Genomic DNA, 14,831 nt, shown 5'->3' on the forward strand with positions numbered 1-14,831 from the left:
CGCGTCGTGACGCAACCGGGCGACGCGTCTTGACGCATCTGGGCGACGCGTCTTGACGCATCCGGGCGACGCGTCTTGACGCATCCGGGCGACGCGTCTTGACACGATCTGCACCGTTTGTCCTAATTTGCGGAGCGGCGAATCCGCCACCGCCCCGCTCACGCGCGGCCGGGTACCCGCCGACCGCACCGGCCGACGACGCCCGACACCGACCCAGGGGAGCCGATGCTGCGCACCGACCGAGACGACGCGCCTGCCGTCGCCGTGCTCTGGAGCCTCAACGGGCTGCGGGCGGTCGGCGCGCTGATGGTGATGCTCTACCACGTCAACTCGTGGAACCTGCAGGTGCTGCGCGGCTCCAGCGCGTTCTACACGGGCGTCGGGCTGTTCTTCGTCCTGTCCGGGTTCGTGCTCACCTGGACCGCCCGGCCGGGCGTCACGGTCGGGGCGTTCTACACCCGCCGGGTCGCGCGGATCCTGCCGAACCACCTGGTGGCCTTCGCGCTCGGCGCCGTCGTCACCGTCGCCGTGGTCGGGACGACCATCGACCCCGTCGCGCTGCTGGCGGGCACGTTCCTCCTGCAGGCCTGGCTGCCGGACGACCAGTCCGTCTTCGCGGTGAACGGCGTGGCCTGGTCGCTGTCCTGCGAGATCGCGTTCTACGCGGTGTTCCCGGCGATGTTCTGGGGCCTGCGCCGGCTCCGGGCCCGAGGTCGGGCCGCCGTCGCGCTCACCGCCATCGCCGTGCCGCCGGTGCTGGGGCTGATCTGGCCGGGTCTCATCACGCTGATGTTCCACCTGCCGCCCGCGCGGCTGCCCGAGTTCGTGCTCGGCATGGTGACCGCGATGGCCGTGCAGGACGGCTGGCGGCCGCGCGTGCCCGCCCCGGCGCTGCTCGCGGTCCTCGCCGTGCTGATCGTGGGTGCGGCCCGGTTCGACGTGCACCCGACGGTGCTCACCGCGGTGCTGGCGCTGGTGTTCGCACCCCTGGCGGCGCGGTGCGCCTGGTCCGACGTCGACGGGCGCAGCGGCTGGGCCCGGCACCCGGCCGTGATGCTGGGCGGGGCGCTGTCGTTCAGCTTCTACCTGCTGCACGAGCTGGTCATCAAGGTCCTGGTCGCCACCCCCCTGCGCGGCTGGGTCACGATCCCCGTGGTGCTGGTGGTGTCGGCGGTCCTGGCCCTGGCGCTGTGGCGCGGTGTGGAGCTGCCGGCGCGGGCCCGCATCCTGGCCGCGACGCACCAGCCCGGCCCGCGGCTCGTCACCGGTCGCACCACCGGCTCCCGACGGCCCCCGCACAGCCGGCCGCTGTCGGTGGCGTGGTCGTTCCCGGCGGTGCCTGCGGGCAGCCGCGTCACCACGTGGGGCCCGGTCGACGCCGTCGCCGTCGCGCTGCCGACCGACGCGCACCCGACACACGTCGCGCCGACGCCCGCTGCGCCGACGCCCGTTGCGCCGACGCACTCCGAACCGGTCGACGCCGCGCGGGCGCACCCCGTGTCCGTGGCCGTCGGCGGCCCGGAGAAGCTGGGCCCCGCGGCACCCGGTCACCCCTCGCGGCGGCACCGCGCCCGGAGCCTGGACCCCGCCCCGCCCGCCGGCGGTCCGCCGACCGACCTGACCGTGGCGTTGCGCGCGCCGCGTGCGTGACCTCGGCACGCGTCCACGCGGTTGACCACCCGCACGGTTGGGCACCCCGCGGGGTGTCAGGAGGCGGTCGGCTCGCGGAGGTCCGGCGCGGGCGGCGCCGCGCGGCGACCGGTCGCCGGCTGCGCGGCACGCAGGTCGGCGGCGCGCACGTCGCCCGCGCGGGACCGCCCCCGACCCCAGAACTGCGCCACCGACCCGCGCCGGGCGTCGTCCCGGGCCACGACGCGCACGACGGGGCGCTCGACGGCGGGCGGCAGCGCGGTCGGCGGCACGGAGTCGCGCGGCACCAGCACCGCCGGCGCGGCCGCCCGGGGCGCGCCGGCCCCACCGGGGACGTCGCCGGCCGCGGAGCGGGGTCGCTCGCGGTAGGGCGCGCCCCGCAGCCGCAGCAGCTCGCGGTGGTACGCGACGGCGGCGTGCGCGTCGAGGCGGGCACCGACGCCCCGACCCGGGGCGCACGCGAGCACGACCCGCCCCGCGAGCCGCAGCAGGGTCGCGGCGAGCGGGGGCCGGACGTCGCGCAGGTGGCGGTCGACGTACGCGGCTCCCCGGCCGTGGGCACGCGCCCGGGCGGTCATGGCGCGTGGCGTCAGCTCGGGTTCCGGGAGGACCCGCTCGACGGACGCGCCGTCGACGGCGACCGCACGCAGCCCCGTGGCGACGACGTCCCGGCGGAACACGACGTCGCCGGTGTAGGGCAGGCGGTGGGTGCCGAGGTCCTCGTCGAACCCCACGGCCTCCAGCACCGCGCGGGTCGCACCCGCGCTCGAGCCGGAGAACGCGCCGCCGGGCGGGTCCGCGACGACGTCGAGGTAGGCCGCGGCGACCTCGGGCGTGAGCCACGACCGCGCCGCCGACGACGCGAGGTGCACCGGGCCGCCGACGAGGTCCGCGTGGCCGGTCCGCAGTGGCTCGGTCAGCACCGCCACCCACGTCGGCGGGACCCGCGACGCCGGGTCGGTGAACAGCAGGTAGCGGCCGCGGGCGGCGGCGACACCGAGGTTCCGGGCCCGTCCGCCGCTCGCACCCGACGCCGCGACGACGCGGACCCGCGGGTCACCCGGGAGGTCGGCGGGCAGCAGGCCCACGTCGCGCACGAGGAGCAGCACCTCGCCGTGCAGGCGCTCGCCGCGCAGCCACGTGGTCCCGGGGTGGGCGGCGCCCCCGCTCGGACGGGCGGCGTGGTCGAGCGAGGTCAGCACCGAGCACACCCCGGCTGCCAGGCCCGGCTCGTCGCCGCGGGCGACGACCACGACGGAGACGTCCGCGCGGTCGGCGGGCTCGGGCACGGTCACCTCCGGTCGGGGTCGGTCCGGCGGCGGCGCGGGGCAGTCGACGGACGAGTACCCCATATCGTCCCAAACCGGACGGGCGGGCGTCGACCCGGGTCACCCGGCTGGCGCAGCAGTTCACCCCCGACGACCGTCACGTCGCCCGGGCGCGCGCACCCTCGGGCTCGTGCGCGCGGAACGGCGGCGGGTCGCCGAGCCCGCCGAGCGCGTACCCCACGCCCCATCCGGTGTCCCAGGTGAGGCGCGCGAGGTCACCGGACGAGCGCACCCGCAGCAGGTCGCCGCCGACGTGCGCCGCCCGCCGGACGACCCGCCCCGCCCGACCACGCGGCGCCGGACCGGGCCCGACCGCTCCGCGCAGCGCCGGACCGGGCCCGACCGCTCCGCGCAGCGCCGGACCGGGCCCGACCGCTCCGCGCAGCGCCGGACCGGGCTCGACCGCTCCGCCCGGGGCAGCCGCCGGACCCGCCTCGCGCGCCACGCCCGCGTACCGCGTCGCCAGCCACCGCTGCCCCATGCCGCTCCCCCGGCCCTGCCGCCACGCCCCCCGCAGCCCCCGGCGCAGCCGCATGTGCACCACCGCGTCGGGCACGAACAGCAGGTCCGCGCCGGCGGTGAGCTGGGCGCGCCAGCACAGGTCGGTGTCCTGCAGGTAGCGGGCGCGGCTGTCGAAGCCACCCAGCCGCTCGAACAGCGCCCGCCGGACCCCGAGGTTGCTGGCCGACGCGCACCCGAGCCAGGGGACCGGCTCCTCGTGCTGGAGCCCGTCGACCTGCGGCAGCGCCCGGGACCGCTGGGCGGACCGGTCGTTCAGCAGCGCCCACTCGAGACGTCCCGCCACGAGCGCCGCGCCGCGCAGGGCCCCGTGCAGCGCGTCCACCCACCCCGGGCCGACGACGTCGTCCGCGTCGCAGAACAGCAGCGCGTCGCCGCGGGCGTGCCGGGCGGCGGCGTTCCGCGCGGCCCCGGCGCCCCGGGTCCCCGACGCGTCGACCAGCCGCAGCCACGGGTGCTCGCGCGCGGCCGCGCGCACCAGGTCCGGCGTGCCGTCGGTCGAGCCGTTGTCCGCGACCAGCACCTCCCAGCGCGCGGCGGGCCGCTGGTCCGCGAGCGCCCCCAGCTGCTCCGGCAGCGTGCGGGCGGCGTCCCGGGCCGCGATCACCACCGAGACGTCGACGGCGGCGCCGTGGCTGCTGCCGGTGGATCCGTGCGGGTCGACCATGACGCCCCCAGCGTCCGCGGAACACCTGTCGGGGCCCAGCCGATCACAGATGCGCGCGCCGCGCCCAGGGGCACGAGGGGGTCAGTAGCGCTCGGGCCCGTAGTCGATCCGGTAGGTCTGCTCCCGGGGTCGCACGCCGATCGGCTTCGCGGGGACGCCGCCGACGATCGTCCACGGCGCCACGTCCTCGGTCACCACCGCACCCGCGGCGACCACGGCGCCCTCGCCGATCGTCACCCCGCGCACCACGGTCGACCGGCTCGCCAGCCACGCGCGGTCGCCGATCGTGATCGGACCGAGCCGGCCGCCGAAGCCCGGGTCCCGCAGGTCGTGGTCGGCGGTGACCAGCAGGACGTGGCTCGCGATCACCACGTCGTACCCGATGTCGATGCCGCCGCGCGCGTCGATCTGGCAGTAGCGCCCGACGTGGCAGCGGCCCGCGATCCGCAGGTTCCCGGGCTCGAGCACCTCGGAGCTGCCGAACAGGTAGACGTGCTCCCCGAGGTCCGCGCCCAGGCGCCGCAGCGTCCGGATCCGCAGGCTGTTGCTCGGCACGTGCGTCAGCGCCCGGTTGAAGAGCAGCTTCTCCGCGTCGTCCCACGTCAGTCGTCCTTCCCGCGTGCCGAACCCGCGTGCGCGGGCGTCGGGTCGTGCTGCTCGGGTGCCGACGCACCCAGGAGGCGCTCGGCGATCGCCCGGGGCGCGTGCTCCCGGCGGACCAGCGCACGACCGGCCTCGCCGCGGCGCAGCCGGTCGACGGGGTCGGCGGTGAGCGCGGCGACCGCGGAGACCAGGTCGTGCTCGCCGTCGGGCCCGTCGCCGACGACCAGCACACCGCCGGGGCCGAACAGGTGCACGGCGCCGCGGGAGTCGTTCGTGACGACCGCGCACCCCTGGCCCATCGCGGCGACCAGCGGCCCGCTGACCGCGTACGCGCCGCCGCCGCCCCAGCCGTCGCGGCGCCACCGCACGACCACCGCAGCGCGCGCGAACGACTGGCGCACGTCCGCCTCGGACTGGAAGCCCAGCAGCCGGACCCGGTGCTCGGTGCCGAGGGCCACCGCCGCGTCCCGCAGCTCGCGCTCGGTGCCCGGCGCGCAGGCGCCGACGGCGAGCGTCCACCCCGGCGGCAGGTCGGCCGCGGCACGGACGAGCGGCAGGACGTCCGCCGCGGCGCCGACGTAGCCGGGGACCAGGACCTCGGTGCGGCCCTGCTGCGGTCCGTCGCCCGCGGCGGCGACGTGCGGGACGTCGAGGACGGTCCGGTCGAGCCGGTGCGCGGCCTCGAGCGCGCGGGCGCCCGCCGGGGACAGGCAGAGCACCCGCTCGGCGCGGCGCAGCAGGTCCCGCTCGGCGAGGCGGCCCAGGGTCGCCGACAGCGCGGCCGCGACCCGGCGGCCGCCCTTGCGGTCCAGGCGCGTCGTGAAGAAGGCGCCGCCGGACAGCTCGGGCACGTCGTGCACCATCAGCCAGACGCGGCGGCCGCGGCGGGCCAGCGCCCACGCCGCCCAGAACTCCGCGAGCCCCCGGCCCGCCTGCTCGACGAGCACGACCGTGCCCGGGTCACGGCGCGCGGTCCGGCGCGCGAGGCGGCGGGTCAGCGACACCGCGAGCGCCGCGGACTGCGAGGCCGCCGGCTCCGCGGGCAGCCGCTCGACCCGCACGTCGCCGATCTCGTCGAGCACCGCGCGGAAGGTCTGGGCGTACGCGGCGACGCCGCTGGGGCTGGGCGGGAGCCGGGTGACGTGCAGCAGCCGGTCGACGGGCGCGACCGCGGGGGCGGTCATCGTCCGCGCCGGGCGGTCGCGCGCCGGGCGGTGCCGCGTACGGCGTCGCGGGCCCCCACGACCGCGCGCTGGGCGCCCTCGGCCGCCGCGAGCAGCCCGGTGGTGCGGCGCGGCAGCGGGCGGTCGAGCGTCCCGGCGCGCTCCGCCTCCAGCAGCGAGCCGTAGAGGTGGCCGAAGGTGTGCAGGGCGGCGACGGCGAACCCGGCGCGGCCGTCCCGCCACGCACCGCTGAACACGGTGCTGCGCAGCAGCTCGCGCAGCAGCAGCACCGGGTCGTCCAGACGGGTGAACCGCGCGGGGTTGTTGTCGGCGTACCGGACGATCTTCTCGGTCGTCTGCGCCACCGACCGGAAGTTCAGGTGCGCGATCGGGGGCACCGACCCGGGCGCGTCGACCGCGCGGCCGTCGAGCACCGGCGGCACGTGGGCGAGCGCGGGCTCGGCGTACCGGGCGCGGCCGCGGCGCAGCAGGGCGTACTTCGCGCTGCCCTGGAGCGAGTGCGCGAGCATCCGGCCGAACGCGACGTTGTCGTAGCGGACCCGGACGCCGGCGAGGTCGTCCGCGCCGTCGAGCACCGGCGCCAGCGCGGCGCGGTAGCCGGCGGGCACGTGCTCGTCGGCGTCCACGAACAGCACCCAGTCCGACGTCGCGGCGTCGAGCCCGAGCTGGCGGACCTGCTCGACGACCGGGGCGTCCGGCACCGGCACCACGCGGGCGCCGTGCGCGTGGGCGACCGCCACGGTGTCGTCGGAGGACCCCATGTCGCAGACCAGGACCTCGTCGAAGTCGGCCAGCAGCGGGAGGCAGTCGCGCAGCAGGTCGGCCTCGTCGCGCGAGTACACGACGGCACTCACAGTGGTCGGGGGGGTCATGCCGACGAGCGTAGACAGGCGTTCGGGGGTTGCAGCACCGCCCGAAGGGTGAATTGGGGTGAAGTAGGACATAGCGGGCAGATCGGACCGCTAGCCTCGGCGCATCAGGGACCCCGTCGGGGCCCAGCGGGGAGGAGCAGGGATGAGCCACGTCGTCGTCGTCGGATCGGGCATCGTGGGACTCGCGGTCGCCGCCCGGCTGGCCGCCCGCGGCGACGAGGTCACCGTCCTGGAGAAGGAGGACGGCCTCGCCCTGCACCAGACCGGCCGCAACTCCGGCGTCATCCACTCCGGCCTGTACTACCCGCCCGGCAGCCTCAAGGCGACGATGGCCGCCGCCGGCGCGCGATCGATGGCCGCCTACGCCCGCGACCGCGGCGTGCCCTACGACATCTGCGGCAAGCTCGTGGTCGCCACCACCGAGGCCGAGCTGCCCGGGCTGGCGAAGCTCGCCGAGCGCGCCGTCGCCAACGGCGTCCCCGCGCACCGCCTCACCACCGAGCAGGCCCGCGAGCACGAGCCGCACGTCCGCGCCGTCGCCGCCCTGCGCGTCGAGTCCACCGGGATCGTCGACTACTCCGCGATCTGCCGCGCGCTCGCCGCGGACGTCGAGGCCGCCGGCGGCCGGATCGTGCTCGGCGAGCAGGTCGTCGCCGCGCGCACGGTCCCCGACGCGCCCGGCGCCCCCGGCCGCGTGGAGATCCGCACCGACCGCGCCGACCGCGAGGCCGACGCGCTGGTCGTCTGCGGCGGCCTGCACGCCGACCGGATCGCCCGGGCCAGCGGCCTCGACCCCGAGGCCCGGATCGTGCCGTTCCGCGGCGAGTACTTCGAGCTCACCCCCGAGGCCGGCGAGCAGGTCCGCGGGCTGATCTACCCCGTGCCCGACCCGCGGTTCCCGTTCCTCGGGGTGCACCTCACCCGCGGCATCGAGGGCCACGTGCACGCCGGCCCGAACGCGGTCCTCGCCCTGGCCCGCGAGGGCTACACCTGGACCGACGTGTCGCTGACCGACCTCGCGGACTCCCTGGCCTGGCCCGGCCTGTGGCGGCTCGCCGCGCGCAACCTCGTGCCCGGCGCCGCGGAGGTCGGCCGGTCGCTGTCCAAGCAGGCGTTCGCCCGCAGCCTCGCGCGCCTGGTGCCCGGGATCACCGCCGGCGACCTGGTCCCCGCACCCGCCGGCGTCCGCGCCCAGGCGCTGCGCCGCGACGGCGGCCTGGTCGACGACTTCCTGCTGCAGACCACCGCCCGGCAGGTCCACGTGCTCAACGCCCCGTCCCCCGCGGCGACCGCGTCGCTCGAGATCGCCCGGCACATCGTCGAGCGCCTGGACGCCACCCTCCCGACCCGCACCGCCGCCTGACCCCGGGCGCGCCTCCCGCCCCCGCACGAGCGGTCACGACACGCTGGCCCGCGGCACCCCGCACCCGCGTGTCGTGACCTCTCGCCGAGATGACGACCCTCGCCTGCGCGGAGGGCCAGGGGCACACGCGCGCGCTGTCATCTCGGCGACGGGGCGGCGCCGGGCGGCGGCGCGAGCCCGGACGGACCCACGAGAGGTCACGACACGCTGCCCCGCGGCACCCCGCGCCCGCGTGTCGTGACCTCTCGCCGAGATGACGACCCTCGCCTGCGCGGAGGGCCAGGGGCAGACGCGCGCGCTGTCATCTCGGCGACGGGGCGGCGCCGGGCGGCGGCGCGAGCCCGGACGGACCCACGAGAGGTCACGGCACGCTGGCCCGCGGCACCCCGCACCCGCGTGTCGTGACCTCTCGCCGAGATGACGACCCTCGCCTGGGCGGAGGGGCCGGGGCAGACGCGCGTGCTGTCATCTCGGCGACGGGGCGGGTCAGGTGCGGGCGGCGGCGGGGGTCGGGGTCGGGGCGACCGTGACCGGCGGGGGGACCTCGACGCGGCCGAAGGCGTAGCCCGTGCCCCAGCCGAGGTCCCAACACCAGGCGCCGAGCTCGCCGACGCTGCGGACCCGGGCCAGGCCGCCGAGGGTGGTGGCGGCGCGGCGCAGCGCGCGGCGGGCACCCGGGCGCGCCTCGGGGCGGGTCGCCGCGATGCCCGCACCGGCCAGGGCGGCGCCGGCGAGCGCGACGCCCTCAAGGCCGCCGCCCGCTAGCGCCCCCGCGGACAGCGCGCCGGCGGTCACGGCGGCGGCGTCGGTGACGCTGCGGGCCGCCCCGCTCATCGCGGCACCGGCCTGGGCACCCCGGGACAGCGTCTCCGCGTCCTCGCGCGCCTCGTCGGCGGCCAGATCGGCCCGGCCCGCCTGCTCCGCGCGCCGGGCGCCCACGTCGCCGGGCCCAGCGAGACCGCCGGTGCCGTCGCCGGTCGCCGCGGCGGCGAGCGCGCGCAGCCGGACCTCCTGCTCGCGGTACCGCAGCGCGAGCCACCGCTCGCCGGTGCCGTAGTCGTAGCCCTGCCGGGCAGCGGACCGCAGGCTCCCGCGCAGCCGGACGTGCACGACCGCCCCGGGCACCCAGGTCAGCGGGACGCCGGAGAGCTGGACGCGCCAGCACAGGTCGGTGTCCTCGAGGTACCGGCAGTGCGGGTCGAACCCGCCGACCGCGCGGAACACCTCGACGTGCAGGCCCATGTTCCCGGCGCCGGCGGCGCGCAGGCCGGGCAGGTGGCCGGACTCCTGGAGCCCGTCCTGCTGCGGCAGCGTGCGGGACCGCAGCACGCGCGGGGCGTTGAGCCGCGCGCCCTCGAACCGGCCGGCGACGAACGCGTGGGTGCGCAGGGCGTCGCGGACGGTGGCGACCCAGTCGTCCGCGACGACGTCGTCGGCGTCGCAGAACGCGACCAGCGGCGCGCGCGCGACGGACACGCCGACGTTGCGCGCCGCCCCGGCGCCCCGGGTGGCGGAGGCGTCGACGACGCGCAGCCGCAGGCGGTCGGCGTAGGTGCGGGCGACGTCGACGGTGCCGTCGGTGGACCCGTTGTCGGCGACGACGACCTCCCAGCGGAAGGTCGCGGTCTGCCGCGCGAGCGCGTCGAGCTGGTCGCCGAGCGTGCCCTGGGCCTGGTAGGCGGCGATGACGACCGTGAGCTCCACGTCGGGCCCGGGGTGCGCGCCCCCGTCCCGCAGGGCGCTCACGGCAGGGCTCCTGGTGCGGCTGCGCTCATGACATCAGCTCCCGGATCACGGTCCGCACGCGCGGGTACCGGGCGAGCAGTCCGCCCACGGTGTCGAACGTCCAGCCCTCGGCGGTGAGGGGGTCGATGAGACCGGCCGACACGGCGGCGCGGTCGAAGTGCGGCATCTCCTCCCCGGGGCCGAGGGCCTCGGGGTCGGCGCGCGTGTCGTGCAGCAGCAGGATCCCGCCGGGGTGCACGGACCGGCGGGCGCGGGCGGTGACGGCCTCGGCGGTGTCGTCGTACCAGTCCTCGGCCCAGCCGGACCAGATGACGACGTCGAGCCCGCCGGCGGTCCACGCGCGCAGGGTGCCGGGGGTGTGCACGCCGTAGGGCGGGCGGAACAGCGTGACCGGGACGCCGGCCACGTCCTCGACGCGCGCGCGGGCGTCGGCGACGACGGCCACGGCGGTCGCGTCGGGCAGGGTGCTGAGCCGGGTGTGGTCGGCGCCGTGCAGGGCGAGCTCGTGGCCGTCGGCGACGATCCGCCGCACCAGGCCGGGGTGCGCGACGGCGGCGTCCGCGAGCACGAAGAACGTCGCCCGGACGCCGCGGTCGGCCAGCAGGTCGAGCAGGCCGGGCGTGTGCGCGGGGTCGGGGCCGTCGTCGTAGGTGAGCGCGAGCACGGGGTCGGCGGTCTCGACGCACATGGTGCAGGAGTACCGGCGCAGCAGCGGGCCGGCGACGCGCATCACGGCGCGGTGCCGCACGGGTCGTGGCGCCGGGGAGCCGAAGTCGCCGAGGTCGCGCCGCAGGACGTGCACCTCGCGGGGTGCGCGGGTGGTGCGGACGGTCGCCGCGGGCCGTGCCTGCTCGTGCTGGGCGGACATCCGCTCCCCCTCGTGACTCACGCGGGCACCCACGAGCGCCCGCCGGACAGCAGTGTGCCCGTGCCCGAGGGCACCGAGTGTCCGTTTTGCCGGTTTTCACCCGATTGACCGATAGGCAGGTCGCCGGCCGCTCCCATGCACCCGTCCGGGGGACCCAGCCGCCCCGGACGGGCGGCAGCCGCGTGCTCTCGCCGCGCATCTGGGCGGAATGTCCGGTTTTCACCCGTCTGTACCTGTCTGGGGCGATTTGCCCGGACTAGCCTCGGGGCAGGTCGCGGGAAGCGACCGACAACCCCCGTACCCCTCTTCGAGGAGGAGCCATGACCGCAGGCGACCTGTCGCCCGCCGACATCCCGGTGGTGATCCTGTGCGGCGGCATGGGGACGCGTCTCCGCGAGGCCAGCGAGAAGCTTGCCGAAGCCGCTCGTGGACATCGGCGGCCGCCCGATCCTCTGGCACATCATGAAGACCTACAGCGAGCACGGGTTCCGCAAGTTCGTGCTGGCGCTGGGCTACAAGAGCGACCTCATCAAGCAGTACTTCCTGGACTACCGCCACCTGACCTCGGACTTCACGCTCCGGCTCGGTGCGCAGGGCCCCGAGGGCGAGCCGGTGTTCCACAACGCCGCCGGCGCCGAGGACTGGGAGATCACCTTCGTCGAGACCGGGCTGACCACGGCGACCGCCGCGCGCATCCGCCGGGTCGCCGACCACCTCGACGCCGACCGGTTCGCGCTGACGTACGGCGACGGCATCGGCGACGTGGACATCACCGGCGCCCTGCGCCACCACGTCGAGCAGGGCCTGCTCGGCACGCTCACCGGCGTGCACCCGTCCAGCCGGTACGGCGAGATGCGGGTCGAGGGCGACACCGTCGTCGAGTTCAACGAGAAGCCGACGCTGGCGGACGGCTGGGTCAACGGCGGGTTCTTCGTCTTCGAGCGGGCGTTCGTCGACAAGTACCTGGACGACGACCCGGGCGTGATGCTCGAGAGCGCGCCGCTGCAGCAGCTCGCGCGGGACCGCCAGCTCTCGGTGTTCGAGCACGAGGGCTTCTGGATGGGCATGGACACGTTCCGTGACTGGACGGAGCTGAACGGACTGTGGGACGCAGGGCGCGCCCCGTGGAAGATCTGGGAGGACTGAGCACGTGCGCATCCTGGTCACCGGCACCGAGGGCTACCTCGGCAGCCTGCTCGCACCGACGCTGCTGAGCCGCGGCGACGAGGTCACCGGCCTCGACACCGGCTTCTACAAGAACGGCTGGCTCTACAACGGCGTCCGCGAGACCCCGCACACGCTCGTCAAGGACATCCGGCACGTCACGCCGGACGACCTCGCCGGGTACGACGCGGTGGTCCACATGGCCGAGCTGTCCAACGACCCCATCGGGGACCGGATCGGCGACGTCACCTACGACATCAACCACCACGGCTCGGTGGCCCTGGCCTCGGCGGCCAAGCGCGCGGGCGTCAGCCGGTTCGTCTACATGTCGTCCTGCTCGGTCTACGGGGTGGCGGACGGCACGGTCGACGAGACCAGCCCGACGGACCCCCAGACCGCTTACGCCAAGTGCAAGGCCCTGGTCGAGCGGGACGTCACCGCGCTCGCGGACGACGAGTTCTCCCCGACGTTCCTGCGCAACGCCACCGCGTTCGGCGCGTCCCCGCGCCAGCGGTTCGACATCGTGCTGAACAACCTCGCCGGCCTGGCGTGGACCACGCACCGCATCGCGATGACCTCCGACGGCACGCCGTGGCGCCCGCTGGTGCACGGCCTGGACATCGCCAAGGCGATCCGGGCGGTGCTCGACGCGGACCGCGAGGCCGTGCACAACCAGGTGCTGAACGTCGGCGCGGACGCGAACAACTACACGGTCCGCCAGATCGCCGAGACCGTCGGGGCGGAGTTCCCCGGCTGCGAGGTGTCGTTCGGCGAGCCCGGCGCGGACAACCGGTCCTACCGGGTGTCGTTCGCGAAGATCCGCGAGGTCCTGCCCGGCTTCGACACCGACTGGGACGCCGCTGCCGGCGCGGCCCAGCTGCACCGGGTGTTCGAGCAGATCGCCCTCGACACCGAGACCTTCACCGGTCGCGGCCACACCCGCCTGGCGCAGATCGAGCACCTGCTCAAGACCGGCCAGGTCGACCCCGAGCTGTTCTGGACGGTGAACCCGTGAAGTACACCCCGACCGCCGTCGACGGCGTGATGATCGTCGACCTCGAGGAGCGCGGCGACGACCGCGGGTTCTTCGCGCGGACGTTCGACACCACGGAGTTCGAGGCCCACGGCCTGGACACCGCCGTCGTGCAGTGCAACCTGTCGTACAACCACGTCGCCGGCACGCTGCGGGGCCTGCACCGCCAGGTGCCGCCGTACGCCGAGGGCAAGCTGGTGCGCTGCACGGCGGGCGCGGTCGTCGACGTGGCCGTGGACGTCCGCCCGGACTCCCCCACCTACGGCGAGCACGTGATGGTCGAGCTGTCGGCCGCGAACCGGCGGGCCCTGTTCATCCCGCCGTACGTGGCGCACGGCTACCAGACGCTCACCGACGGCGCCGAGGTGGTCTACCAGGTCAGCGGCCCGTACGCCCCGGAGGGCGAGCAGGGCTTCCGGTACGACGACGCCGCGTTCGGCATCACGTGGCCGGTCCCGGTCACCGTCGTCTCCGACAAGGACGCCGCCTGGCCGCTGGTCCAGGCCGACGCCGAGGCCGACGCCGACGCCGAGGTGGCCCGATGATCGTCGTCGACTCGCTGCTCAAGGCGCGCCAGGCCGACGGGAAGCCGATCCGGGTCGCCCTGGTCGGCGCCGGGTTCATGGGCCGCGGCCTGGTGAACCAGATCGTCAACTCCGTGCCCGGCATGGACGTGGTCGCGATCGCGGCCCGGCACCCCGAGCAGGGCGTCCGCGCGTACACCGAGGCCGGGCTCACCGGCGTGGTCGAGGTGGACTCCCCCGCGGCGCTCGCCCGGGCCGCGGCGGCCGGCACCCCGGCGGTGACCGCGGACTACCGCGTGGCCGTCGCGTCCGACGCGGTCGACGTGGTCGTGGACGTCACCGGCGCGGTCGAGCTCGGGGCGCACGTCGCGCTGGCCTGCTTCGAGCACGGCAAGCACCTGGTGCTGATGAACGCCGAGGTCGACGCGACCGTCGGCCCGGAGCTGGCCCGCCTCGCCGACAAGGCCGGCGTCGTCTACACCGGCTGCGACGGCGACCAGCCGGGCGTGCAGATGAACCTGCACCGGTTCGTGTCCGGCCTCGGGCTCACGCCCCTGGTCGCGGGCAACATCAAGGGCCTGCAGGACGAGTACCGCACCCCGACGACCCAGAAGGCGTTCGCGGAGCGGTGGGGCCAGGACCCGCACATGGTGACGTCGTTCGCGGACGGCACGAAGGTGTCGGTCGAGCAGGCGCTGGTCGCGAACGCCACCGGCATGTCGGTGCACCGCCGCGGCATGCTCGGCATGGACCACGACGGGCACGTCGACGAGCTCACGTCGCGGTACGACGTGGACGAGCTGCGGGCCCTGGGCGGCGCCGTGGACTACGTGGTCGGCGCCCGGCCGGGTCCGGGCGTGTACGTCCTGGCGACGCACGACGACCCGAAGCAGCGGCACTACCTCGAGCTCTACAAGCTCGGCACCGGGCCGCTCTACTCGTTCTACCAGCCGTACCACCTGTGCCACTTCGAGGTGCCGACGACGATCGCCCGGGCGTTCCTGCTCGGCGACGCGACGATCCGGCCGCTCGGCGCGCCCACGGTCGAGGTCGTCACCACGGCCAAGACCGACCTGGCCGCGGGCACCGTGCTCGACGCGCTCGGCGGCTACCACTACTACGGCCAGGCGGAGAAGGCCCCGGTCACCCGGGCCGAGCGCCTGCTGCCGGTCGGCGTGGCGCAGGGCTGCACCCTGGTCCGCGACGTCCCGAAGGACGCGACGCTGACGTACGACGACGTCACCCTCCCGGAGGGCCGCCTCGTCGACACGCTCCGCGAGTCCCAGGCCGCCCTCGTCTGAGGGCACCGG

General features: G+C 76.2%; 12 protein-coding genes and 1 pseudogene. 6 read left to right on the top strand and 7 right to left on the bottom strand.

Going from position 1 to position 14,831, the window contains the following annotated elements; translation table 11 throughout:
* The first annotated feature begins 225 nt into the window (after positions 1 to 225).
* The gene (locus tag AC1VL8_RS01160; protein WP_483073795.1) at positions 226 to 1,650 is read left to right on the top strand and encodes an acyltransferase family protein; all 1,425 of its coding nucleotides are present in this window, start codon (positions 226 to 228) and stop codon (positions 1,648 to 1,650) included.
* Positions 1,651 to 1,706: 56 nt separating this feature from the next.
* Here AC1VL8_RS01160 and AC1VL8_RS01165 read toward each other — a convergent pair whose 3' ends face one another.
* The 5 genes and pseudogenes from AC1VL8_RS01165 to AC1VL8_RS01185 all read right to left on the bottom strand — a co-directional run bounded on the left by AC1VL8_RS01165 (position 1,707) and on the right by AC1VL8_RS01185 (position 6,823).
* A complete protein-coding gene (locus AC1VL8_RS01165) occupies positions 1,707 to 2,939 on the bottom strand; it encodes a glycosyltransferase family 2 protein (RefSeq protein ID WP_483073796.1) in 1,233 nt (410 codons plus the stop codon).
* A gap of 136 nt (positions 2,940 to 3,075) precedes the next feature.
* Positions 3,076 to 4,164: a glycosyltransferase family 2 protein gene (locus AC1VL8_RS01170; protein ID WP_483073797.1), complete on the bottom strand. Its 1,089-nt coding sequence runs from the start codon at positions 4,162 to 4,164 to the stop codon at positions 3,076 to 3,078.
* A gap of 129 nt (positions 4,165 to 4,293) precedes the next feature.
* Positions 4,294 to 4,455 (bottom strand): annotated as a pseudogene (locus AC1VL8_RS01175) (acyltransferase); the annotation flags it as partial.
* A gap of 311 nt (positions 4,456 to 4,766) precedes the next feature.
* Complete coding sequence (locus AC1VL8_RS01180; protein ID WP_483073798.1) at positions 4,767 to 5,951, bottom strand: glycosyltransferase family protein; 1,185 nt, start codon at positions 5,949 to 5,951, stop codon at positions 4,767 to 4,769.
* Entirely contained in the window at positions 5,948 to 6,823 is an 876-nt protein-coding gene (locus AC1VL8_RS01185; RefSeq protein WP_483073799.1) for a glycosyltransferase, read from the bottom strand. The genes AC1VL8_RS01180 and AC1VL8_RS01185 overlap by 4 nt, the downstream gene beginning before the upstream one ends.
* Before the next feature lie 142 nt (positions 6,824 to 6,965).
* On the opposite strand from AC1VL8_RS01185, the gene lhgO reads away from it, so the two are divergent.
* Entirely contained in the window at positions 6,966 to 8,186 is a 1,221-nt protein-coding gene (lhgO, locus tag AC1VL8_RS01190; RefSeq protein WP_483073800.1) for an L-2-hydroxyglutarate oxidase, read from the top strand.
* A gap of 486 nt (positions 8,187 to 8,672) precedes the next feature.
* Here the strand turns inward: lhgO and AC1VL8_RS01195 are convergent, their stop codons facing one another.
* Both AC1VL8_RS01195 and AC1VL8_RS01200 read right to left on the bottom strand, forming a co-directional pair.
* Complete coding sequence (locus tag AC1VL8_RS01195; RefSeq protein ID WP_483073801.1) at positions 8,673 to 9,932, bottom strand: glycosyltransferase family 2 protein; 1,260 nt, start codon at positions 9,930 to 9,932, stop codon at positions 8,673 to 8,675.
* 25 nt (positions 9,933 to 9,957) lie between these two features.
* Positions 9,958 to 10,821, bottom strand: a complete 864-nt coding sequence (locus AC1VL8_RS01200) for a polysaccharide deacetylase family protein (protein WP_483073802.1) — start codon at positions 10,819 to 10,821, stop codon at positions 9,958 to 9,960.
* 390 nt (positions 10,822 to 11,211) lie between these two features.
* Here AC1VL8_RS01200 and AC1VL8_RS01205 point away from each other — a divergent pair, with 390 nt between their 5' ends.
* Genes AC1VL8_RS01205 through AC1VL8_RS01220 form a run of 4 tightly spaced genes read left to right on the top strand, consistent with a single transcriptional unit; the run spans position 11,212 to position 14,822 of the window.
* On the top strand, positions 11,212 to 11,946 hold the full coding sequence (locus AC1VL8_RS01205) for a sugar phosphate nucleotidyltransferase (RefSeq protein WP_483073803.1): 735 nt from the start codon (positions 11,212 to 11,214) through the stop codon (positions 11,944 to 11,946).
* Between the two features lie 4 nt (positions 11,947 to 11,950).
* Entirely contained in the window at positions 11,951 to 12,979 is a 1,029-nt protein-coding gene (locus AC1VL8_RS01210; protein WP_389231212.1) for an NAD-dependent epimerase/dehydratase family protein, read from the top strand.
* Entirely contained in the window at positions 12,976 to 13,542 is a 567-nt protein-coding gene (gene rfbC / locus AC1VL8_RS01215) for a dTDP-4-dehydrorhamnose 3,5-epimerase (protein ID WP_483073804.1), read from the top strand. The genes AC1VL8_RS01210 and rfbC overlap by 4 nt, the downstream gene beginning before the upstream one ends.
* Positions 13,539 to 14,822 carry an NAD(P)H-dependent oxidoreductase gene (locus AC1VL8_RS01220; RefSeq protein WP_389231218.1) on the top strand — a complete coding sequence of 428 codons (1,284 nt, stop codon included), beginning with the start codon at positions 13,539 to 13,541 and terminating at the stop codon, positions 14,820 to 14,822. Before rfbC ends, AC1VL8_RS01220 begins: the two co-directional genes overlap by 4 nt.
* Positions 14,823 to 14,831 lie beyond the last annotated feature (9 nt).

It is taken from the genome of Cellulomonas sp. KU4C (assembly GCF_056868065.1).

Excerpts from the sequence above, each read along its gene's own strand:
- AC1VL8_RS01170 (WP_483073797.1), bottom strand. The coding sequence starts at position 4,164 with ATGGTCGACCCGCACGGATCCACCGGCAGCAGCCACGGCGCCGCCGTC.
- AC1VL8_RS01160 (WP_483073795.1), top strand. The coding sequence starts at position 226 with ATGCTGCGCACCGACCGAGACGACGCGCCTGCCGTCGCCGTGCTCTGG.
- lhgO (WP_483073800.1), top strand. The coding sequence starts at position 6,966 with ATGAGCCACGTCGTCGTCGTCGGATCGGGCATCGTGGGACTCGCGGTC.
- AC1VL8_RS01180 (WP_483073798.1), bottom strand. The coding sequence starts at position 5,951 with ATGACCGCCCCCGCGGTCGCGCCCGTCGACCGGCTGCTGCACGTCACC.
- AC1VL8_RS01185 (WP_483073799.1), bottom strand. The coding sequence starts at position 6,823 with ATGACCCCCCCGACCACTGTGAGTGCCGTCGTGTACTCGCGCGACGAG.
- AC1VL8_RS01220 (WP_389231218.1), top strand. The coding sequence starts at position 13,539 with ATGATCGTCGTCGACTCGCTGCTCAAGGCGCGCCAGGCCGACGGGAAG.